The sequence below is a fragment of the Mesorhizobium sp. KR9-304 genome, from assembly GCF_040049215.1.
GTDB lineage: Bacteria > Pseudomonadota > Alphaproteobacteria > Rhizobiales > Rhizobiaceae > Mesorhizobium_K.
This window is the reverse complement of sequence record NZ_JBDZDN010000003.1, coordinates 312,305-331,279: the sequence shown is the minus strand read 5'-3', so window position 1 is coordinate 331,279 and position 18,975 is coordinate 312,305. Positions and strand designations below refer to the sequence as shown.

The window sequence follows — 18,975 nt, the reverse complement described above, 5'->3', positions numbered from 1 at the left end:
CGGTGAAACGGCTTGCCGGACCCGGCTTGGCCGGCCTATTCCGGTGAGGTATGCAGGGAGGATCGCGGATGGCCGGGCTTTATCTCGAGGAATTCCAGGTCGGCCACGTCTTCCGCCACGGCCTGACCAAGACGGTCACCGAGAGCGACAACATGCTGTTCTCCGTGATGACGCTGAACCCGCAGCCGCTGCACATCGATTTCGACTTCGCCTCGAAGACCGAATGGGGCAAGCCGCTCGTCAACTCGCTGTTCACGCTCGGCCTGATGATCGGCATCTCGGTGCATGACACGACGCTCGGCACCACCATCGCCAATCTGGGCATGACCGAAACGGTCTTCCCCGCCCCCGTCTTCCACGGCGACACAATAAGAGTCGAGACAGAAGTGCTGTCGGTGCGCGAGTCGAAATCCAAATCCGACCGCGGCATCGTCGAGTTCGAGCACCGCGCCTTCAACCAGAACGGCGTGCTGGTCGCGAAATGTTTCAGGCAGGCGATGATCAAGAAGAAGGGCGCCTGATGCGCTCGCTGCTGTTTGTTCCGGGCGATTCGGAAAGGAAGCTGGAAAAGGGATTTTCGGCCGGCGCCGATTTGGTGATCGTCGACCTGGAGGATTCCGTCGCGCCTGGGAACAAGGCGCTCGCCCGCGCCCTCGCGCCTGATGTCATCCGCGCCCGGCGGGCCGGCGGCCCACTCGTGTATGTGCGGGTCAATGATCACGCGACCGGCCTTACCGACGAGGATCTCGCCGCGATCGTGCCCGCGCGGCCCGACGGCATCATGCTGCCGAAATCGGTCAATGGCGCGGACGTGCAGCACCTGTCGACCAAGCTGCGCGTCGCCGAGATCGAGAACGGCCTGCCGGACGGCGGCATCAGGATCATCCCGATCATCACCGAGACGGCTCTCGCCACGCTGTCCACCGCCACCTACCCGAACGCCGGCCAGCGCCTTGCCGGCCTCACCTGGGGCGCGGAGGACCTGTCGGCGGCTATCGGCGCGCGCACGCCGCGCGACGAGCACAAACGCTACACCGACGTGTTCCGCTACGCACGGGCGGTCACGCTGCTCGCCGCATCCGCAGCCGACGTCCCGGCCATCGATACGGTGTTCATCGATTTCCGCGATCTCGACGGCCTGCGCAGGGAGTGCGCCGAGGCTGAGCGCGACGGCTTCACCGCCAAGATGGCGATCCACCCGGCGCAGGTGCCGGTCATCAACGAGGTCTTCACGCCGGCGGCGGAGGCGGTCGCGCATGCGCAGGCGCTGGTCTCGGCCTTCGCCGCGGCGGGCAATCCCGGCGTCGTCGGAATAGACGGGCGGATGTACGACATCCCGCACCTGAAGCGCGCCGAACGCCTGCTGGCGAGGGCGCGGGCGGCGGGGGTGGTGGCCTAATGGTAGGCGCGCGACACAGGATACACGCTGCGTTAAAGTGAGGGTGGACGACCGATGCGAACGTCCGAACTGAAACGAGGAGCGATCTGCGATGATGACATATCAGTCGAAGGGCGTGCTGCTAACGCTTGCGATCGTTGGCTGTGTCATGGCCCGGAGCGGGAACGCGGCCGAAGAACCCGGTCTTGGAACTGTCGTTCCTGAAGCCGAAATGACCGTGTTCTGCCAGAACGCGGCAGCGGCACGATTTGAAGTGCAACTCGACGCCATCACGACGGATCCGCCTATCAGGCGTGAGGGAAAGCTCCTGGTTTTGGGCACGGTGGATGATGAAGGCACCGACCGTGATGCCGGCTTCGACTGCCGCTTCGAGGAGAACGGAGCCTATCTCGGAATAATCGGCGCCCCCGCCGAATAGCACAAGTCAGGATGCGATCTCGCTGCGATATGGTGGTGGACCCGCATATCATGCTTGTCGTCTATCCCGCCCACGGCCCCGAATAGTCGGCATAGAGCGTGGACACATCCGGCCTTGGGCGCTCGAATCCCGGCCCGTCATGCGTGCCGATATGGACGAAGCCGACCACTCGCTCGTGCGGCGCCAGCCCGAGCAGCGCGCGGCCCTCCTCCGTGTCGGAATACCAGTTGGTGATCATGTTGGTGCCGTAGCCGAGCGCATTGGCTGCAATCATCAGGTTCATCGCCGCCATGCCGCCGGACAGGAACATCTCCCATTGCGGGATCTTCGGGTTGTCCTTCGGGCTGGAAATCACGCCGATGACCAGCGGCGCGCGCGAGAATCGCGTCAGCTCCTGGTTGCGGCGGCCTTCCGGCAGCGGTCCCTCCCGCTTCTCAGCCAGTTCGAGCAGCTTTTCCCCGATTTTTTCGCGCGCCTCGCCGCGGTAGAGGATGAAGCGCCACGGCGCCAGCCGGCCATGATCGGGCACCCGCGTCGCGGCGGCGAGCACGGTCGCGATCTCGCTATCAGTTGGAGCCGGCGCCTTAAGCTCGGGGATCGGCGCGGAATTGCGGGTCAAGAGGAAGTCGATGATGGGCGATGCCATGCGCGTGTCTCCGGGATTTTGGCTGAAGCGCGGCGGCAGGCATGTGGCGGCGTGCGGCGGCTCTTGGCGAATTAAGGCCTTGAAATTGCCATCTGGTTGGGGGAGAACGCAAGCATGACCGGAGGGGTAATCCGTCTTTTTGTCGTGCTCTTGAGCGCCGCCGCCTTCACGGCGCTTCCCGCGCTGGCCAACGCGCAGGAATTCAGCGGCGAGGGAATGGGCACTCCAGCTCTCGACCTCAACCTGCCCTCGTTCTCCAGTTTCGCGCCCGCGACCGACCCCTCCTCTCCGCTCGCGCTCGCGACCGGCGGCGAGATCACGCTCTCGGCCAAGCTGACGGAGGAAGGCGAGGACATATCGCGCGGCCTCGTCTGGCGCATCTTCGGGCAGCAGGCAGGCCCCGACGGCAAGCTGCCGCTGATCGCGTCGTCAGAGGGCGGCAGCGGCGTCTTCCAACTCGCGCCCGGCGGCTACCTCGTCCATGCATCCTACGGCCGCGCGGGCGCCACCAAGCGCATCACCGTCGGCCGCGATTCAAAGAGCGAGAGCCTGGTGCTCGACGCCGGCGGCCTCAAGCTCGACGCCACGCTGGCCGGCGGCGTGCGCATTCCGTCCGGCAAGCTGAAATTCTCCATCTACGAGGCCGAGACCGACACCAATGGTGAGCGCGCGCTGATCATCCCCGATGTCAGCCCGAATTCGGTGGTGCGGCTGAACTCCGGCACCTACCACATCGTGTCGACCTACGGTTCGGTCAACGCCGTCATCCGCTCCGACATCCGCATCGAGGCCGGCAAGCTGACCGAGGCGACCGTCGAGCATCACGCCGCCGAACTGACCATGAAGCTGGTGCGCGAACCCGGTGGCGAGGCCATCGCCGACACGTCGTGGTCGATCCTCTCCTCGTCCGGCGATCCGGTGCGCGAGGTCGTCGGCGCATTCGCATCGCTGGTGCTCGCCGAAGGCGACTATACGATCATCGCCAAGAACAAGGACCGCATCTATCAGCGCGACTTCACCGTCGTCGGCGGGCGCAACCAGGACGTCGAGGTCCTGGCGACCGAGGCAAACACGGTCGAGAACATGGACGGCGCGGACTAAGCGGAACCGGCCGCCCGACCCCAATCAGGCAGAACCTTATCCCTGCGGCGGCACGTAAGACTGCAGCCCGAACAGCATCAGAACGAACGACAGCAGGAAGAAACCGGCTGCCACGCCGAGCGCAATGCGGGCGTAGAGCCCGTATGTGTCGCGCATGACGGTGCCGAATACCCGCCGCGCGGCGACATCGGCCGGGCGGGATTTCTCGTCGAGATAGAGCCATACCTCGGTGTGCCTGGGATTTTTCGTGCCCGCGGTCATTGCTTTCCAGACCAGCGCCAGCGCCATGATCAATGTCAGGAACGCGCCGGAGCGGAAGGCCGAAACCGGGTTGAAGGAAAAGCCGATCATGACGCAGCCAATGGCAAGCGACCCGAACATGACGGCGCGCCCGACGCACTCGAAAGCAACCCGCCTGATCTCGTCCATCGGCCGCCTCGGCAACAACGGCAGAACAGTGGGCGAACGCCTCGACGCTTGCAAATCACATTAAGGCGACGGGGCTGACGGAGGCACGTCGATCAGGGTAGGCTCTCTGTCACAATCGGGCTGCCTTCGCGGCTTCGCGACCGCGCAGCTTGAAGCGCACCGCGATGCGACGCCTGGGCATCGCCGCCGGCGCCAGTTCGAACACCGCCCGCTTCAATTCGCCGAGCAGAGCCTTGCGGTCTCGCATGGGTTCGAGTTCGTCCCATGCGAGCGTCCGCCCTATGCGCACGTCGATCGTCTTGTCGGACAGCCGCGCGAACTCGCGCACCAGCATCGAAAGCCTCAACGTCAGCGACACCTTGCCGACCATTCTGGCCAGCCGCCCTTCCCGCTCCAACAGGTTCATCGGCCCGCTGACGATGTGGAAGAGCCGCCCGTTCTGGCCTGAGAAATGCATCGGCACGACCGACGCCCTGGCCTCCTGGATGAGCTTGGCAGGAAACATCTTCCAGGGCAGGTCCTCGGCCGCGCCGAAGCCGCGCGGCGCGGTCGCCACTCCGCCCGCCGGAAAGACGACGATGGTGGTGCCGGATTTGAGCAGCCGAACCGCCTCGTGGCGGATGGCGAGATTGTTCTTCAGCGCCTCCTTGGTGCCGGAAAAATCGACCGGCAGCGAATAGGGCTCCATCTCCTTGATCTTCAGGAGTTCCGACGCAATCATCACGCGGAAAGGCCGGCCCAGCCGCTCGGCGAGCGACAGGATGGCGATGCCGTCGCCAATCCCGAACGGATGGTTCGCGACGATCACCAGCGGCGTGTTCGGCGTGTCCCGCAGGCCGGCCGGCGGCCATTGCCCGATCGCATTGACGCCGATGCCGACAAGATCGAGCATCTGCCCGAAGATGCGATCGCCGGTCGGCGCGATGCTTTTGCGCCACAGATCGTAGATCGCGGCATAGCGGTCCCTGCCCGACAGACCTTCCACGGAGCGGATGAACCAGCGCTACAGCCGCGGATCGGCGGCGCTCGCATAGGACAGTTCGGTGAAACGAGAATCGGATTTTCGCCGAGGCAGCATGCGCACGGGTTAGCCGCGTCGCATGACAGGCGCATGAAACATGCGTTGAAAGCGCCTGCCGGCGCCCTGCTCCCAGTTCAGCCGCGCTCGCCCATATGATAGCGTCGCCGCAGCAAGGGGGCTTGATGACATTGCATGAAGAGACTGCGCGCCGCCCGATCGCGGCGCGATCATCCGCGTGGGCAATAGCGTCGAGCGCCTGGCTGGCGCGAAAGGGCGTGTCGCCGAACGCGATCTCGGTGACGTCCATGCTGTTCGCCGCGCTCGGCGGGCTGCTCATCTTCGAGGGCGGGCACTGGCTCGCATGGCTGGCTGCAGCCGCCTGCGTCCAGCTTCGCCTCGCCTGCAATCTCCTCGACGGCATGGTGGCGATCGAAGGCGGCCGCAAGTCGAGCGTCGGCGCGATCTACAACGAATTTCCCGACCGCATCGCCGACACGCTCTTCCTGGTGCCGCTGGGCTATGCCGCCGGTATGCCGTGGCTCGGCTGGGCCAGCGCCCTGCTTGCCGCGCTCACCGCCTATGTCCGCGTCTTTGGTGGTTCGCTCGGGCTGGCGCAGGATTTCAGCGGCGTCATGGCCAAGCAGCGGCGCATGGCGGCGCTCACCGCCGGTCTCGCCGCCCAGGCCGTGCTGTCGTTGTTCTCAGCCGGCATTTGGCCGCTGCTCGTCACGGGAGCCGTCGTCGCGGCCGGGTCGCTCGTCACCTGCGTCACCCGCACCCTCGCCATCGCCCGAAAGCTGAAGCAAGGGCCGGACCATCCATGAACGCGGCGGCTGCAAAAACCGAAGCGACGGCACTTGCCCGGCGATTCCTGATCACGCTGGTGCGTATCCTGCTCGGCGCACGCAGCGAGTGGCTGGGCTGTACGCCGAAACCCACCCGCCGAATCTATTTCGCCAATCATGGCAGCCATGTCGACACCATCGCCGTGATGGCCGCCCTGCCCTGGCAAGTGCGCCGCCGCACGCACCCGGTCGCGGCCCGCGACTACTGGGGCAAGACGAAACTCCACCGCTTCATCGCGGAAACAGTGGTCTGCGCGGTGCTGATCGACCGCAAACCCGAGCCGGGCACCAACCCGCTGGCGCCGGTCGAACGCCTGCTGGAACGGGGCCAGTCGATCCTGATCTTCCCGGAAGGCACGCGCGCGGACGGCGACGAGGTGGCCGAGTTCCGCAGCGGCATTTTTCGCCTGGCGCAGCGTTTTCCGGATGTCGAGCTCATCCCCGTCTATCTCGACAATCTCAGGCGCATCCTGCCCAAGGGAAGCATGCTGCCCGTGCCGATCACCTGCACCGCGCGCTTCGGCGCGCCGCTGCGCCTCGAACCCGGCGAGGAGAAGGCCGCGTTCCTGCACAGGGCGCGCGCGGCCGTGCTAGCGCTCGATGTGGCGCGTCCCGTTTCCACGCCGCCTGCCGCATCGAACCAAAGCCCGGCGGTGCGCCCATGAGGGAAACCCTGTTCGGCGTCCTGGCCGGCATCGTCGCGCTGCTGACCCTCGCCTCGCTGGTCGGCTACGCGCTGGAGCGCCGCGCGACCAAGCCTGAATCGATCGCCACCGTGCGCAACCTCAATGCCCGCACCCGCTCATGGTGGGTGATGGTGCTGGTCGTCGGCGGCGCGATCCTGCTCGGGCCGACGACCACGGTCGTGCTCTTCGCCATCCTGTCCTTCATGGCGCTGCGCGAATTCTGGACTCTGACGCCGTCGCGGCGCGGCGACCACTATGCGCTCTTTCTCTCCTTCTTCGTCGTGCTGCCCTACCACTACTACGTGCTCGGCACGGAATGGTACGGGATGTTCGTGATCTTCATCCCGGTCTACGCCTTCCTGCTGCTGCCTGCGGTCGCCACGCTGATGGGCGACACCAACGAGTTCCTCGCGCGCAGCGCCAAGGTGCAGTGGGGGCTGATGCTCACCGTGTTCTCGATCAGCCATGCGCCGGCGCTGCTGATGCTGGAAACTGGCGTGCCGAGCGCCCTGCTCATCGTCTACCTGATCATCGTCGTGCAGCTCAGCGACGTCTTCCAGTATGTCTGGGGCAAGCTGATCGGCAAACATCGCTTTTCGCCCAACATCAGCCCGTCGAAGACCATCGAGGGCCTGGTCGGCGGCGGCCTCTCCGCCATCCTCGTAGGCACGCTGCTCTACCGCATGACGCCGTTCTCGCCGCTGCAGGCCGCGGCGGTCAGCGCCGTCATCGTGGTGGCGGGCTTCTTCGGCGGCTTCGTGCTGTCGGCCATCAAGCGCGACCTCAAGGCGAAGGACTGGGGCTACATCATCGAAGGCCACGGCGGCGTGCTCGACCGGGTCGATTCGCTCACCTTCGCGGCACCGCTCTTCTTCCACGTCACGCGCTACTGGTTCACGGCGTGAGCGCTGCAACGATGGCAGGCGCTCCCTAAGTCTACACAATCACCGTATCGAACTCGCCGAGCGTCGAGCGCAGATCGCCGACGCCGGCAGGATCGAGCAGTTTTCCGATCAGGCGGTCGATCTTCGGCGTCAGGATGATGAGGTATCGGGCCGGCTCGACCACAGTGTAGGTATGCGCGACGCCCGCCGGCACGAAGACCGTCGTCCCGGCAGGCGCATCGACCTCCCTGTCCGGGAACTTGAAGCGCAGTACGCCTTCGAGCACGTGCCAGGCTTCATCGTCCGAATGATGCACGTGCACATAGTAAGGGCCGGGCATCGTCCATTCGCGGATGACGAAGGATGAACCGGCCGCGGAGATCGCCGGCGAACCTGGACCGGCGACGATCGGCTGAGGAACGTGCGTCATGGAGACCTCCGATACGCCTGAGACGCGGCGACGGATATTCCAGGCCTCACCCGTGAATCCAATGATTTGATTTCACGAAGATGGTGAACGCGGCTCAGTGATCGGCGCAGCTCGAACGGACCGCATGCCGCGCGTTGCGGCTTGGCCTGCCGGGCAGCCGATGCTAGGCACTCCGAATTGCGATGGAGACCGCCTCTTGTCCTCTTCCCCTGCCAACCACCCCCTGATCGAGGTCTGCGTCGAAGGCATCGACGGGCTGCTGGCCGCGCAGGAGGTCGGCGCCGACAGGGTCGAGCTTTGCGCCAGCCTGGTCGAAGGCGGCATCACGCCGAGTTTTGGCACGGTGCGCAGCGCGCTCGATCTGGCGACCGTGCCGTTCCACGTCATCGTGCGGCCACGCGGCGGCGATTTTCTCTACAGCGACGCCGAATTCCGCTCCATGCTCGCCGATGTCGAGTCGCTCAGCGAGCTCGGCGTCGCAGGCGTCGTTGTAGGCTGCCTCAGCGCCGACGGCTCGATCGACGAAACACGCGTGACCGAACTGGTCGAAGCGGCCGGTCCGCTCGCCGTCACCTGCCACCGCGCCTTCGACATGACCCGTGATCCGGTCGAAGCACTGGAGGCACTGATCCGCTGCGGGGTCGGGCGCGTGCTGACCAGCGGCCAGCGCGACACGGCGGTCGAGGGCGCGCCGCTGCTGGCCGAGCTGGTCAAGCAGGCCGGAGACCGCATCATCATCCTCGGCTGCGGCGCGCTGGCACCGGAAACGATATCCGGGGTCCGCCGGGCGACCGGGCTCACCGAACTACATTTTGCCGCCTTGAAGGACGTTCCAAGCGGCATGGACTATCGCAATCCCCGCGTCGGCATGGGAGGCGCCGATCTCGACCGCGAATACCGCAACACGGTGACCGACCGGGACCTCGTGGCCGCGACGATCGCCGCGGCGAGGTCCTGAATCAGTTGGGGAACCCGGTCGGCGCTTCCAACGAGAAGTGCCTCAAAACGACGTGCCGACTCACTTCGGCAATATGCGGAAATCGGCCCCTTCGGGCAGGAGCTGTCCGCCGTCGACCACGATCGTCGTGCCGGTGATGTAGGCTGCCTCGTCGGAGGCCAGGAACAGGAAGGCGTTGGCCACGTCGCGCGGGCTGCCCAGCCGCCCGAGCGGGATCGCGTCCTCCATGCTCTTGATGAACGCCGCGTCGCGATGCTCCAAAATCGCCTCGGTCAATATGTTGCCCGGCTCGATGCCGTTGACGGTGATGCCGTAGCCGGAAAATTCGAGCGCGGCGGATCGGATGAAGCCGTTGATACCGGCCTTCGTCGCGGAGTAGTGGCCGTGCCCCGGACTGGTGACGTGCGGCCCGGTGATCGACGAGGTGAAGAGCATGCGGCCCGATCCCTGCTTCTTCATCGGCACGAGTGCGGCCCGCGCCCCGTTGAACGCGCCGCGCAGGTTCACCGCCATGACGCGGTCCCAGTCGTCGGGACTGGTGTCCTCGATCAGCTGCCAGGGGTAGATGCCGGCGTTCTGTACGATGATGTCCAGGCGGCCGAAGCGCTCGACGGCAACCGCAACCGCGGCCTCCGCGTCCTCCATTTTCGAGATGTCGGTGCGAAGGAACAGGGCATCTAACTCGCCGGCGGTTGCCTGGCCTGCCTCGGCCAGCGCGTCGGCCAGCACCAGCCTTGCGCCCTCCTCGGCGAAACGCTCGGCGATACCCTTGCCGATGCCTCGCGCGGCCCCGACGACGAGCGCCACCTTTCCTTCCAGTCTCCCGACCATGCGTGGTCCCCGGCGCGCTGTCTCAGCGCTCGTATTTCTCGACGGTCTGCTCGATCGCGCCGAAGATCGAGTGGCCGCCCGCGTCCTTCATCTCGATGCGCACGGTGTCGCCGAAGCGCAGCAACGGCGTTTTCGCCTTGCCGCCGCTTTCCAATGCCTCGACCATCCGCAGTTCCGCCAGGCAGGAATATCCTGCTCCACCCGCCGAAACGGGCTTGCCATGGCCGCCATCGAGCTTGTTGGATACCGTGCCGGAGCCGACGACCGTGCCGGCCGCCAGCGGCCGGGTCCTTGCCGCATGGGCAACGAGCTGGCCGAAGTCGAAATGCATCTCGCCGGCATTTGCCCGCCCGAGCGGTTTGCCGTTGAGATCGACGTGGAGCGGCAGGGCGAGCTTTGCGCCGTCCCATGCGTCCCCGAGCTCGTCCGGGGTCACCGCGACAGGCGAAAACGCCGAGGACGGCTTCGACTGAAAGAAGCCGAAACCCTTGGCGAGTTCGGCCGCGGCCAGGCCCCTCAGGCTCACGTCGTTGACCAGCATGACGAGCCGGATCGCCCCCCTCGCCTGCTTCGCGGTCGCACCCATCGGCACGTCGTCGACGATCACCGCGACCTCGCCCTCGACGTCAGCGCCCCAGGCTTCGTCCGCCAGCAGGATCGGATCGCGCGGAGCCAGGAAGGCGTCCGAGCCGCCCTGGTACATCAGCGGATCGGTCTCGACGTTCGCCGGCATCTCAGAACCGCGCGACTTCCTGACCAGTTCGACATGATTGAGATAGGCCGAGCCGTCCGCCCATTGATAGGCGCGCGGCAGCGGCGAATGGGCGTCGTGCTCGTGGAAGCGTGACGAAGGAACGGAGCCGGTTTCGAGCGATTCGGCGAGCGTCGCCAGATGCGGCGCTATGCGCTGCCAGTCGTCGAGCGCGGCTTGCAGGGTCTGAGCCAGGAAGGATGCGTCGGTGAAACGCGTGAGGTCGCGCGAGACCACGACCAGTTTCCCGTCGCGCGCACCGTTCTTGAGCGTCGCCAGCTTCATGCAGTTCCTCCCGGTTGTGCGGCTTCCTCCCGCCTGCGAGCACAACAGGGGTATTGCGGCCTGCCGTCAAGCCATCGTCCCTATGGAAAGGGCTCGGCGCCTACCAATCCATCACGACCTTGCCGGAATTGCCTGACTTCATCGCCTCGAAGCCGGAAATGTAGTCGTCGACGCCGATGCGGTGGGTGATCAGCCCCGAGACGTCGAGCGGCCCCTGCACCAGCGCGATCATCTTGTACCAGGTCTCGAACATCTCGCGGCCGTAGATGCCCTTCAGGGTGAGCATCTTGAAGATGACCTTGTTCCAGTCGATCTCGAAGCCGGTCGGCGCGATGCCCAGAATTGCAATCTTGCCGCCATTGTTCATGGTGTCGATCATGTCGCGGAAGGCGTTGGCCGAGCCCGACATTTCGAGGCCGACATCGAAACCCTCGCGCATGCCCTCCTCGCGCATCACGTCGCGCAGCTTTTCCTTCGAGGCGTCGACGACGTGATGCACGCCTAGCTTCCTGGCGAGCGCCAGCCGCACCGGGTTGATGTCGGTGATGACCACCTTTCGCGCGCCCACGACCTGCGCCACCAGCGCGCCCATGATGCCGATCGGCCCGGCGCCGGTGACGAGCACATCCTCGCCGACCAGATCGAACGACAGCGCCGTATGCACGGCATTGCCGAGCGGATCGAAGATCGCCGCAATCTCGTCGGGGATGTCGTCGGGGATCGGCACGACGTTGTGCTGCGGGATCGCGAGATACTCGCCGAACGCGCCCGGCCGGTTGACGCCGACGCCGAGCGTATTGCGGCACAGATGCCCCCGGCCCGCGCGGCAGTTGCGGCAATGGCCGCAGACGATGTGCCCTTCGCCGGAAACGCGCTGGCCGACCTTGTATTCGGTGACCGCCGCGCCGAAGTCCGCAACCGTGCCGACGAACTCGTGGCCGGTCACCATCGGCACCGGCACCGTTTTCTGCGCCCACTGGTCCCAGTTGTAGATATGCACGTCGGTGCCGCAAATCGCGGTTTTTCTCACCTTGATGAGCACGTCGTTCGGGCCAATCTCGGGCACCGGGACCTGTTCCATCCAGATGCCAGGTTCGGGCCGGGACTTCACGAGCGCCCGCATCATGTTGGACATTCTTTTGTTCCTTGAATCTCTTGATTCGGGATCGTTTTCTCGCCCGCAGGGTCAGGAGATGACTTTCAATTCCCGCCCCACCGCGCCGAACGCCTCGATCGCCCGGTCGATATCTTCAGGCGAATGCGCCGCCGACATCTGGGTCCGGATCCTCGCCTGGCCCTTCGGCACGACGGGGAAGGAAAAGCCGATCACATAGATGCCGCGCTCCAGCATCTTTTGAGCCATCTCCTGCGCCAGCGCGGCGTCGCCCAGCATCACCGGTATGATCGGGTGGTCTGCGCCTGCCAGTTTGAATCCGAGCCTGGTCATGCCCGCGCGGAACCGCGCCGCATTCTCATATAGGCGTTCCCGCAGCGCGTCGCCCTCATCGATCATGTCGAAGACTTTCAGCGAGGCTCCCGCAATCGCCGGCATCAGCGTGTTGGAAAACAGATAAGGCCGCGAGCGCTGGCGCAGCCAGTCGACCACCTGCCGTTTGCCTGACGTGTAGCCGCCCGACGCGCCGCCGAGCGCCTTGCCGAGCGTGCCGGTGATGATATCCACCCTGCCCTCGACGCCGCAATGCTCGGCCGAGCCGCGGCCATGCTTGCCCACGAAGCCGACCGCGTGGCTGTCGTCGACCATCACCATCGCGTTGTATTTTTCGGCCAGGTCGCAGACGCCCCTGAGGTCGGCGATGATGCCGTCCATGGAGAAGACGCCGTCGGTCGCGATCAGCCTGAAGCGGCTGTCCCGCGCTTCCTTCAGCCTGGCCTCCAGGTCGGCCATGTCGTTGTTGGCGTAGCGCAATCGCTTTGCCTTCGACAGCCTAACCCCGTCGATGATCGAAGCATGGTTCAGCGCGTCGGAGATGACGGCGTCCTCTTCGCCGAGCAACGTCTCGAACAGGCCGCCATTGGCGTCGAAGCAGGAACCGTAGAGGATCGTGTCCTCCATGCCGAGGAAAGCCGAAATCCGCGCTTCCAGCTGCTTGTGCTCCTCCTGCGTGCCGCAGATGAAGCGAACCGACGCCATGCCGTAGCCGTAGCGGTCGAGCGCCGCCTTGGCGGCGTCGCGAAGTTCTTCGCTGTCGGCGAGGCCTAGATAGTTGTTGGCGCAGAAGTTGAGCAGCTTGCGGCCGCCGACCTTGATCTCGGCCGACTGGGGCGACGTGATGACGCGCTCCGACTTGTAGAGACCGGCGGACTTCAGCCCTTCCAGTTCGGCGGAGATGTGGTTGAGGAACGCATTGCTCATCGGCGGTCGGCCCAGGATTGAATTCAGGGCGGACTGTCGCGCGATGCCGGCGAAAAATCCACGAAAAACGCGACCGCAAACAGAATGGGCGAGACGTTGGGAGCCCGTCTCGCCCATCCGCCCCCTAACCGCCCAAGCTAGGAAAGGGGGGCCCCGATGATGTCTATCCCGTTGCGCGCGCAGGCTTCCGTCAGCGCCGCGATCATCGCCGGCGTCGGCTCGACCTGCGGCGGCAAGGTCGCGCAGCTCGCCGGCTCGCCGATCTCGCGGATCATGTTCTCCAGGTCGCCGCCGGAGGTGATGGTCAGGCAGCGCGCCCCTTCGCGGGATTCGACGCGGAAGGAATGCGGAATGCCCTTGGGCGCCAGAACGGTCTCGCCGGCGTGTGCGACGGTCTCGACGCCATCGATATGGATGCGCATCGAACCTTCGAGGATATGAAAGACCTCGTCCTCGTTGCGATGGATGTGCAGCGGCGGAGACTCGCCATGGGGCATGTAGTGCTCGACCACGCTCACGCGGTCTGCCCCTGTATTCCAGGAGAGACGGACATTCACCAGCGTCCCCTTGAACCAGAACAGCTCGCCGGAATTGCCGATCGCTGTGTGCATTGTCATTCTCGTCTCCTGCGAATACCCGCTCAACCAGGGATAGGCAGCCGCTGTAACCGTTTTAGCGCGACCGGCACCGAAGCTGTATCAGCCGCTTGAAACACTGCCTGTGCCGCACCAAACCAGAGGCGTTGGCCGCTCTAGAAAATGGTGATGTATCGGACGACTCTTCGCAGCACCGAGACGACCGAGGCTCCTGCGAGCCAGCCGCGCGCAGTCTCACCGCGGTCCAAATCACCGGCTGCCGGTCCTTCCGGCGCCTTCAGGACAAAGCTTGATTGCCGCGGTGTCCTCACCCCGCGACGGCCATTGGGCGTGTGCATGGTCATGGATCGGTCTCCTCCCGAATCTGCATTGCATGCTTGCGTGACCTGAAGTAGCCGCACGCTGTAACCGTTCGATCTCGGCAGGTGCCGGACCTGTATCGTCGCCTGAAACAGCGGCTGGAAAGCTCGCTCTCATGCAGGGCATCGCCGGGTTCCGCACCACCGAACTGTCGTAAAAGCGACGCGTCCCCCCGCCGTTTCCCTGGCTCCGGCGCACCGCGAAAATGGCTAGCCTCCACCCTTTGAAGGAGCACCACGCGCATGACGATCGCGAGTATCCGCCTCTTCCGGCAATGGCAGCCCTTCCGGGACGGCACATACCGCTGCTCGGGGGGCCGCAGCGCGGAGGGTTTCGATTCGACGATTGTGGAGATCATCGCCCGCGACGGAACCACCGGTTACGGCGAGATGGCGCCGCTGGGCAGTTTTTACGACCCGGCCTTCGCGGAAGGCGCGCGCGCCGCCATGCGCGAGCTGGCGCCGAAGCTGATCGGCGAACCCTCGGCCGGCATCGAGGCAATCAACCGCCGCATGGACCTGCTGCTCAAGGGGCATCCCTATGCCAAGTCCGCGATCGACATGGCGCTGTGGGATCTCGCCGGCAGACGTTGCGGCCTATCCTTGGCGACGATGACGGGCGGGGCGGAGGGCGACAGCGTGCCGCTCTATCGATCGCTGGCGCAGGCAGCGCCCGACGCGATGGCCGCCCGCGCCCAAAAATATGTCGCAGAGGGCTATCGCCGCCTGCAGGTCAAGATCGGGCTCGACGTGCGCGAAGACATTGGGCGGCTGGAGGCGGTGCGCGCGGCGACCCCCTCCGACACGGTCATCTTCTGCGATGCGAACGGCAGCTGGGGCACGGCGGATACGCGGCAGTTCCTGCTTGCGACGCGTTCCATGGACTACACGCTGGAACAGCCATGCGCGACCTATGAGGAAAACCTCGCCATCCGCCACACCTGCGACCGGCCGCTTATCCTCGACGAGACGATCGACGGCATCGACGCCCTGTTGCGCGCTCTCGCGGATTCTCTGGTCGACGGCATCACGATAAAGCTCGCCCGCGTCGGCGGGCTGACCAAGGCGCGGCTGATCCGCGACGTCGCCGCGGCGCGCAACCTCAAGATAACCATCGAGGATACGGGCGGCGCGCAAATCGACACCGCCGCCTATTCGGGCCTGATGCTCTCGACGCCGGCGGGCCTGCGCCAGCATACGGTCGACTTCCAGAACTGGGTGACCGTATCCAATGCCCGTGCCGATTTCAGGGTCGCCAACGGAAGCATGGGCCTGCCGGACGGGCCAGGACTTGGATTAGAGGTTGACCCAGTCGCGTTCGGCGAACCGATCTTCGTTTGCGCGGCGTAAGCAGTTCCTCAGAAAAACGCCTGCAGTCCCGTTTGCGCACGGCCGAGGATGAGCGCGTGCACGTCGTGCGTGCCCTCGTAGGTGTTCACCGTCTCGAGGTTCTGGGCGTGGCGCATGACGTGGTATTCGATCTGGATGCCGTTGCCGCCGTGCATGTCGCGGGCCTGGCGGGCGATGTCGAGCGCCTTGCCGCAATTGTTGCGCTTGACGATCGAGATCATCTCGGGCGCGAACTTGCCTTCGTCCATCAGGCGGCCGACGCGCAGCGAGGCCTGCAGGCCCAGCGCGATCTCGGTCTGCATGTCGGCGAGCTTCTTCTGGAACAGCTGCGTTGCCGCGAGCGGCCTGCCGAACTGCTTCCTGTCGAGCCCGTACTGGCGCGCGCGGTGCCAGCAATCCTCCGCCGCGCCCATCACGCCCCATGAAATGCCGTAGCGGGCGCGGTTCAGGCAGCCGAACGGACCCTTCAGGCCCGAGACGTTCGGCAACAGAGCCTCTTCGCCGACCTCGACGCCGTCCATGACGATCTCGCCGGTGATCGAGGCGCGAAGCGAAAGCTTGCCGCCGATCTTGGGCGCAGACAGGCCCTTCATGCCCTTCTCCAGCACGAAACCGCGTATCTGGTTGTCATGCGCAGCCGACTTGGCCCACACCACGAAGACGTCGGCGATCGGCGCGTTCGAAATCCACATCTTCGAGCCGGTCAGCCGGTAGCCGTTTGCCGTCTTCTCCGCCCGCGTCTTCATGCCGCCCGGGTCGGAGCCGGCGTCCGGCTCGGTCAGCCCGAAACAGCCGATCCACTCGCCGCTGGCGAGTTTCGGCAGATACTTCTTCCGCTGGTCCTCGGAGCCATAAGCATGGATCGGATACATCACCAGCGAAGACTGCACTGACATCATCGAGCGATAGCCGCTGTCGACCCGTTCCACTTCGCGCGCGACCAGCCCATAGGTCACATAGCCGGCGCCGAGGCCGCCGTACTCCTCCGGAATGGTGATGCCGAGCAGGCCGGCATCGCCCATCTCGCGGAAGATCGCCGGGTCGGTCTTTTCCTCCAGATACGCTTCCTGCACGCACGGCGCGAGCTTGTCGGCCGCAAAGCTCGCCGCGGCATCGCGCACCATGCGCTCGTCCTCTGAGAGTTGATCCTCAATCAGGAAAGGATCGTTCCATACGAAATTCGCGGCTGCGACCTTGCTTTCGGCGTTCATGGCGGTTTCCAGATATCTGCCTGCGGAGTTTATACCCAAGGCCGGCCGCGAGAATTGGCATCCGCGCCCGGTCGATTGGCGCAGATCGCATAAATACAGGCGAAATGCAAAACGACCCGATAACCATCTCACTTGAATTGCCTGCGGCGACAGCCGATCGAAAGGTCACTTGCGCCGCGCCTTAACCATTTTCCTGCGAAGGGTAGATGCATGGAAGCCGCCCGTCATCCCCGCCAGCCATTCATGCAGCAGCAGCCCGTCAATGTGAATTCCAGGAAGCTGATCGCGCTGATCAAGAGCGCGTACTGGATCGCGCTTCTGATCATCGCCGCAATCACGATGGCATCCTTCATCCTGCTGCAGCAGATGATGGCGGAGCAGCAGCGCGACGATGCGCTGCTTACGCTGGCCAGCACGCAGAAGGCTCTCTCGCAGCGCGTGGTGTTCCTTGCCGGCGCGACCAAGGACGCACCTCGCGAGGAACAGCTTTCGCTGATTGCCTCGCTGAGGAAAGCCGTCGCCGAGTTCGAGGCGAACTACGACATGCTGCTGGAGCGCACGAACGCCGATCACCGTTCGCCTGCGCTCTTCGATCCGAGATCCATCGAAAGCGTGCTGTTCGGCATGCCGTACCACATCGATCTGTTCTCGACCGAGCTGGCTGCAAACGGCTGGCGTCTCATCTCGGCGCTTGAGACCGAACTGGGCGTACCCGGCGCCGACTATCGCGCGGGAAAGGAAACGGCGGTGCTCGACGAAACCGTCGCCAACGCCACGCTTGAAGGTTTCACTGCGCTCGGACAGCGCATCGGCGCGCTTGCCGACGCCCGCCTCGACAGCACGCTCGCCCTGCACCGGACGCTTTTCTATTCCACAATCGGCGTCATCATCCTGATCGCGCTGTTCATCTTCCGGCCGATGTCGGATGTCATCCTGCGCAAGACGGACGAGCTGATGGATGCGCGCAATTCGATGGCGTTCCTGGCCGTGCATGACGGGCTGACCGGCCTCCACAACCGCGCCTTCCTCACCGATCATTTCGACACGCTGATCAAGGGCGCGCAGCGGCGCGACGAGCGCATGGCCGTGGTGCAGATCGACCTCGACCGCTTCAAGCAGATCAACGACACGCTCGGCCACGCGGCAGGCGACTACGTCCTGGTGATCACCGCGCAGCGCATGCGCGAATCCTGCCGTGCCTCCGACATCTGCGTCCGGCTCGGCGGCGACGAATTCGTGATGATCCTGCAAGGCGCCGGCTCCACCGAAGACATCAACATGGTCGCTAGGCGCATCATGAACCGCATCAACGAGCCGATCGGCTTCCAGGGCGCCACGATCCTGCCCGGCGCCAGCGCGGGCATCGCCGTCTACCCGGTGGACGCCGACAACGCCAACGACCTCGTCGTCCATGCCGATCTCGCGCTTTATGCCGCCAAGAAGCAGGGCGGCGGCGCATATTCCTTCTTCTCCGAGGAACTTCGGCGAGAGCTCGAGCACCGCAAGCAGCTCGAGCACGACCTGCGCCTCGCCATCGCCGACAAGTCGTTCCAGGTCTATTTCCAGCCGCAGGTCTCGCTGACCAGCGGCGCCATCGCGGGCATCGAGGCGCTGGTGCGATGGCAACACGCGACGCGCGGGATGATCCCGCCGGGCGAGTTCATTCCTGTTGCCGAGAAGTCGGGGCTGATGGCCGAAATCGGACGAATCGTCATCGCCAAGGCCATCCGAGCCGCGGCCGAATGGCACCGCGCCGGCATCCAGTTCGGACGTCTCGCCGTCAACGTTTCGGGCACCGAACTGCGCGAGGTCGATTTCGACAGGTTCCTTTTCGACACGTTGGAGGCAGAGGGCCTGCCGCCGCAAAAACTGTCGCTGGAAATCGTCGAATCCGTCATCCTGGACGACGAGAAAACCGGGATCGCCGCGAAACTGCGCCACATCCGCTCGGCCGGCGTGCATCTTGAGCTCGACGATTTCGGCACCGGCTACGCCTCGCTCAGCCACGTCAACCCGAACGAGATCGACCGGCTGAAGATCGACCGGCGCTTCGTGCAGAACATCAACGCCAACGGCGACAACACCAAGATCGTGCGCGCCATCACCGAGCTAGCGCGCGGCCTCGGCATCTCAATCATCGCAGAGGGCGCAGAGACCGAGGCCGAGCTTACCTCGCTGAGGTCGATCGGCTGCGATCAGGTGCAGGGCTACTCCATCGCCTTCCCCATGCCGACCCGCCAGGCGCAGGAATGGCTTTCGCTGCGCAGCCCGAAAAAGCCTCAGCTGACTGTGCTCCAGGGCAATCGGGCGTAGGTTTGTCCGGCCCGCGTTTTCGGCCGCGACTTTGGAAGCCATCAATGCGATAAGCCGCACCGTAACCTTCTCGCGACCATTCCGAATC

20 protein-coding genes are annotated in these 18,975 nt (G+C 65.0%); 10 read left to right on the top strand and 10 right to left on the bottom strand.

What is annotated here, in order from left to right; translation table 11 throughout:
* Positions 1–68 precede the first annotated feature (68 nt).
* From ABLE71_RS17810 to ABLE71_RS17800, 3 genes are all read left to right on the top strand, one after another.
* Positions 69–521, top strand: coding sequence for a MaoC family dehydratase (locus tag ABLE71_RS17810; RefSeq protein ID WP_348784804.1), 453 nt, complete (start codon positions 69–71; stop codon positions 519–521).
* Entirely contained in the window at positions 521–1,399 is an 879-nt protein-coding gene (locus ABLE71_RS17805) for a CoA ester lyase (RefSeq protein WP_348784803.1), read from the top strand. Before ABLE71_RS17810 ends, ABLE71_RS17805 begins: the two co-directional genes overlap by 1 nt.
* Positions 1,400–1,490: 91 nt before the next feature.
* Positions 1,491–1,817, top strand: a complete 327-nt coding sequence (locus ABLE71_RS17800; protein ID WP_348784802.1) for a hypothetical protein — start codon at positions 1,491–1,493, stop codon at positions 1,815–1,817.
* Positions 1,818–1,878: 61 nt separating this feature from the next.
* On the opposite strand, the gene ABLE71_RS17795 is transcribed toward ABLE71_RS17800, so the two are convergent.
* A complete protein-coding gene (locus tag ABLE71_RS17795) occupies positions 1,879–2,463 on the bottom strand; it encodes a nitroreductase (protein WP_348784801.1) in 585 nt (194 codons plus the stop codon).
* 114 nt (positions 2,464–2,577) lie between these two features.
* Between ABLE71_RS17795 and ABLE71_RS17790 the strand changes: the two genes are divergently transcribed.
* Positions 2,578–3,564 (top strand): hypothetical protein, encoded by a 987-nt coding sequence (locus tag ABLE71_RS17790; protein WP_348784800.1) that lies wholly within the window; start codon positions 2,578–2,580, stop codon positions 3,562–3,564.
* A 36-nt stretch (positions 3,565–3,600) separates the two neighbouring features.
* Here ABLE71_RS17790 and ABLE71_RS17785 read toward each other — a convergent pair whose 3' ends face one another.
* Both ABLE71_RS17785 and ABLE71_RS17780 read right to left on the bottom strand, forming a co-directional pair.
* On the bottom strand, positions 3,601–3,993 hold the full coding sequence (locus tag ABLE71_RS17785; protein ID WP_348784799.1) for a hypothetical protein: 393 nt from the start codon (positions 3,991–3,993) through the stop codon (positions 3,601–3,603).
* Positions 3,994–4,102: 109 nt separating this feature from the next.
* The gene (locus ABLE71_RS17780; protein WP_348785150.1) at positions 4,103–4,987 is read right to left on the bottom strand and encodes a lysophospholipid acyltransferase family protein; all 885 of its coding nucleotides are present in this window, start codon (positions 4,985–4,987) and stop codon (positions 4,103–4,105) included.
* Between the two features lie 209 nt (positions 4,988–5,196).
* Between ABLE71_RS17780 and ABLE71_RS17775 the strand changes: the two genes are divergently transcribed.
* From ABLE71_RS17775 to ABLE71_RS17765, 3 genes are read left to right on the top strand one after another with little or no spacing between them, the layout of a single operon-like run.
* A complete protein-coding gene (locus ABLE71_RS17775; protein ID WP_348784798.1) occupies positions 5,197–5,838 on the top strand; it encodes a CDP-alcohol phosphatidyltransferase family protein in 642 nt (213 codons plus the stop codon).
* Positions 5,835–6,524 (top strand): lysophospholipid acyltransferase family protein, encoded by a 690-nt coding sequence (locus ABLE71_RS17770; protein ID WP_348784797.1) that lies wholly within the window; start codon positions 5,835–5,837, stop codon positions 6,522–6,524. Before ABLE71_RS17775 ends, ABLE71_RS17770 begins: the two co-directional genes overlap by 4 nt.
* Complete coding sequence (locus ABLE71_RS17765; protein WP_348784796.1) at positions 6,521–7,450, top strand: phosphatidate cytidylyltransferase; 930 nt, start codon at positions 6,521–6,523, stop codon at positions 7,448–7,450. The genes ABLE71_RS17770 and ABLE71_RS17765 overlap by 4 nt, the downstream gene beginning before the upstream one ends.
* A gap of 31 nt (positions 7,451–7,481) precedes the next feature.
* Here the strand turns inward: ABLE71_RS17765 and ABLE71_RS17760 are convergent, their stop codons facing one another.
* Entirely contained in the window at positions 7,482–7,859 is a 378-nt protein-coding gene (locus tag ABLE71_RS17760; protein ID WP_348784795.1) for a cupin domain-containing protein, read from the bottom strand.
* A gap of 160 nt (positions 7,860–8,019) precedes the next feature.
* Here ABLE71_RS17760 and ABLE71_RS17755 point away from each other — a divergent pair, with 160 nt between their 5' ends.
* On the top strand, positions 8,020–8,817 hold the full coding sequence (locus ABLE71_RS17755) for a copper homeostasis protein CutC (RefSeq protein ID WP_348784794.1): 798 nt from the start codon (positions 8,020–8,022) through the stop codon (positions 8,815–8,817).
* Between the two features lie 60 nt (positions 8,818–8,877).
* Here ABLE71_RS17755 and ABLE71_RS17750 read toward each other — a convergent pair whose 3' ends face one another.
* The 5 genes from ABLE71_RS17750 to ABLE71_RS17730 form a co-directional block, all read right to left on the bottom strand.
* Entirely contained in the window at positions 8,878–9,648 is a 771-nt protein-coding gene (locus ABLE71_RS17750; protein ID WP_348784793.1) for an SDR family oxidoreductase, read from the bottom strand.
* A 22-nt stretch (positions 9,649–9,670) separates the two neighbouring features.
* Positions 9,671–10,684: a fumarylacetoacetate hydrolase family protein gene (locus tag ABLE71_RS17745; protein WP_348784792.1), complete on the bottom strand. Its 1,014-nt coding sequence runs from the start codon at positions 10,682–10,684 to the stop codon at positions 9,671–9,673.
* Positions 10,685–10,784: 100 nt separating this feature from the next.
* The gene (gene tdh, locus ABLE71_RS17740; RefSeq protein ID WP_348784791.1) at positions 10,785–11,819 is read right to left on the bottom strand and encodes an L-threonine 3-dehydrogenase; all 1,035 of its coding nucleotides are present in this window, start codon (positions 11,817–11,819) and stop codon (positions 10,785–10,787) included.
* A 51-nt stretch (positions 11,820–11,870) separates the two neighbouring features.
* Positions 11,871–13,058: a glycine C-acetyltransferase gene (locus ABLE71_RS17735; protein ID WP_348784790.1), complete on the bottom strand. Its 1,188-nt coding sequence runs from the start codon at positions 13,056–13,058 to the stop codon at positions 11,871–11,873.
* Positions 13,059–13,195: 137 nt separating this feature from the next.
* Complete coding sequence (locus tag ABLE71_RS17730) at positions 13,196–13,675, bottom strand: cupin domain-containing protein (protein ID WP_348784789.1); 480 nt, start codon at positions 13,673–13,675, stop codon at positions 13,196–13,198.
* 581 nt (positions 13,676–14,256) lie between these two features.
* Here ABLE71_RS17730 and ABLE71_RS17725 point away from each other — a divergent pair.
* Complete coding sequence (locus ABLE71_RS17725) at positions 14,257–15,363, top strand: mandelate racemase/muconate lactonizing enzyme family protein (protein ID WP_348784788.1); 1,107 nt, start codon at positions 14,257–14,259, stop codon at positions 15,361–15,363.
* Between the two features lie 8 nt (positions 15,364–15,371).
* Here the strand turns inward: ABLE71_RS17725 and ABLE71_RS17720 are convergent, their stop codons facing one another.
* Positions 15,372–16,574, bottom strand: a complete 1,203-nt coding sequence (locus ABLE71_RS17720) for an acyl-CoA dehydrogenase (protein WP_348784787.1) — start codon at positions 16,572–16,574, stop codon at positions 15,372–15,374.
* Positions 16,575–16,817: 243 nt separating this feature from the next.
* Here ABLE71_RS17720 and ABLE71_RS17715 point away from each other — a divergent pair, with 243 nt between their 5' ends.
* Positions 16,818–18,887, top strand: coding sequence for an EAL domain-containing protein (locus ABLE71_RS17715; RefSeq protein ID WP_348785149.1), 2,070 nt, complete (start codon positions 16,818–16,820; stop codon positions 18,885–18,887).
* The last annotated feature ends 88 nt before the right edge of the window (positions 18,888–18,975 follow it).

Excerpts from the sequence above, each read along its gene's own strand:
- ABLE71_RS17750 (WP_348784793.1), bottom strand. The coding sequence starts at position 9,648 with ATGGTCGGGAGACTGGAAGGAAAGGTGGCGCTCGTCGTCGGGGCCGCG.
- ABLE71_RS17775 (WP_348784798.1), top strand. The coding sequence starts at position 5,197 with ATGACATTGCATGAAGAGACTGCGCGCCGCCCGATCGCGGCGCGATCA.
- ABLE71_RS17805 (WP_348784803.1), top strand. The coding sequence starts at position 521 with ATGCGCTCGCTGCTGTTTGTTCCGGGCGATTCGGAAAGGAAGCTGGAA.
- ABLE71_RS17795 (WP_348784801.1), bottom strand. The coding sequence starts at position 2,463 with ATGGCATCGCCCATCATCGACTTCCTCTTGACCCGCAATTCCGCGCCG.
- ABLE71_RS17770 (WP_348784797.1), top strand. The coding sequence starts at position 5,835 with ATGAACGCGGCGGCTGCAAAAACCGAAGCGACGGCACTTGCCCGGCGA.
- ABLE71_RS17745 (WP_348784792.1), bottom strand. The coding sequence starts at position 10,684 with ATGAAGCTGGCGACGCTCAAGAACGGTGCGCGCGACGGGAAACTGGTC.
- ABLE71_RS17725 (WP_348784788.1), top strand. The coding sequence starts at position 14,257 with ATGACGATCGCGAGTATCCGCCTCTTCCGGCAATGGCAGCCCTTCCGG.
- ABLE71_RS17790 (WP_348784800.1), top strand. The coding sequence starts at position 2,578 with ATGACCGGAGGGGTAATCCGTCTTTTTGTCGTGCTCTTGAGCGCCGCC.
- ABLE71_RS17755 (WP_348784794.1), top strand. The coding sequence starts at position 8,020 with ATGCTAGGCACTCCGAATTGCGATGGAGACCGCCTCTTGTCCTCTTCC.
- ABLE71_RS17800 (WP_348784802.1), top strand. The coding sequence starts at position 1,491 with ATGATGACATATCAGTCGAAGGGCGTGCTGCTAACGCTTGCGATCGTT.
- ABLE71_RS17810 (WP_348784804.1), top strand. The coding sequence starts at position 69 with ATGGCCGGGCTTTATCTCGAGGAATTCCAGGTCGGCCACGTCTTCCGC.
- ABLE71_RS17730 (WP_348784789.1), bottom strand. The coding sequence starts at position 13,675 with ATGACAATGCACACAGCGATCGGCAATTCCGGCGAGCTGTTCTGGTTC.
- ABLE71_RS17760 (WP_348784795.1), bottom strand. The coding sequence starts at position 7,859 with ATGACGCACGTTCCTCAGCCGATCGTCGCCGGTCCAGGTTCGCCGGCG.
- ABLE71_RS17720 (WP_348784787.1), bottom strand. The coding sequence starts at position 16,574 with ATGAACGCCGAAAGCAAGGTCGCAGCCGCGAATTTCGTATGGAACGAT.
- ABLE71_RS17735 (WP_348784790.1), bottom strand. The coding sequence starts at position 13,058 with ATGAGCAATGCGTTCCTCAACCACATCTCCGCCGAACTGGAAGGGCTG.
- ABLE71_RS17765 (WP_348784796.1), top strand. The coding sequence starts at position 6,521 with ATGAGGGAAACCCTGTTCGGCGTCCTGGCCGGCATCGTCGCGCTGCTG.
- tdh (WP_348784791.1), bottom strand. The coding sequence starts at position 11,819 with ATGTCCAACATGATGCGGGCGCTCGTGAAGTCCCGGCCCGAACCTGGC.
- ABLE71_RS17785 (WP_348784799.1), bottom strand. The coding sequence starts at position 3,993 with ATGGACGAGATCAGGCGGGTTGCTTTCGAGTGCGTCGGGCGCGCCGTC.
- ABLE71_RS17715 (WP_348785149.1), top strand. The coding sequence starts at position 16,818 with ATGCAGCAGCAGCCCGTCAATGTGAATTCCAGGAAGCTGATCGCGCTG.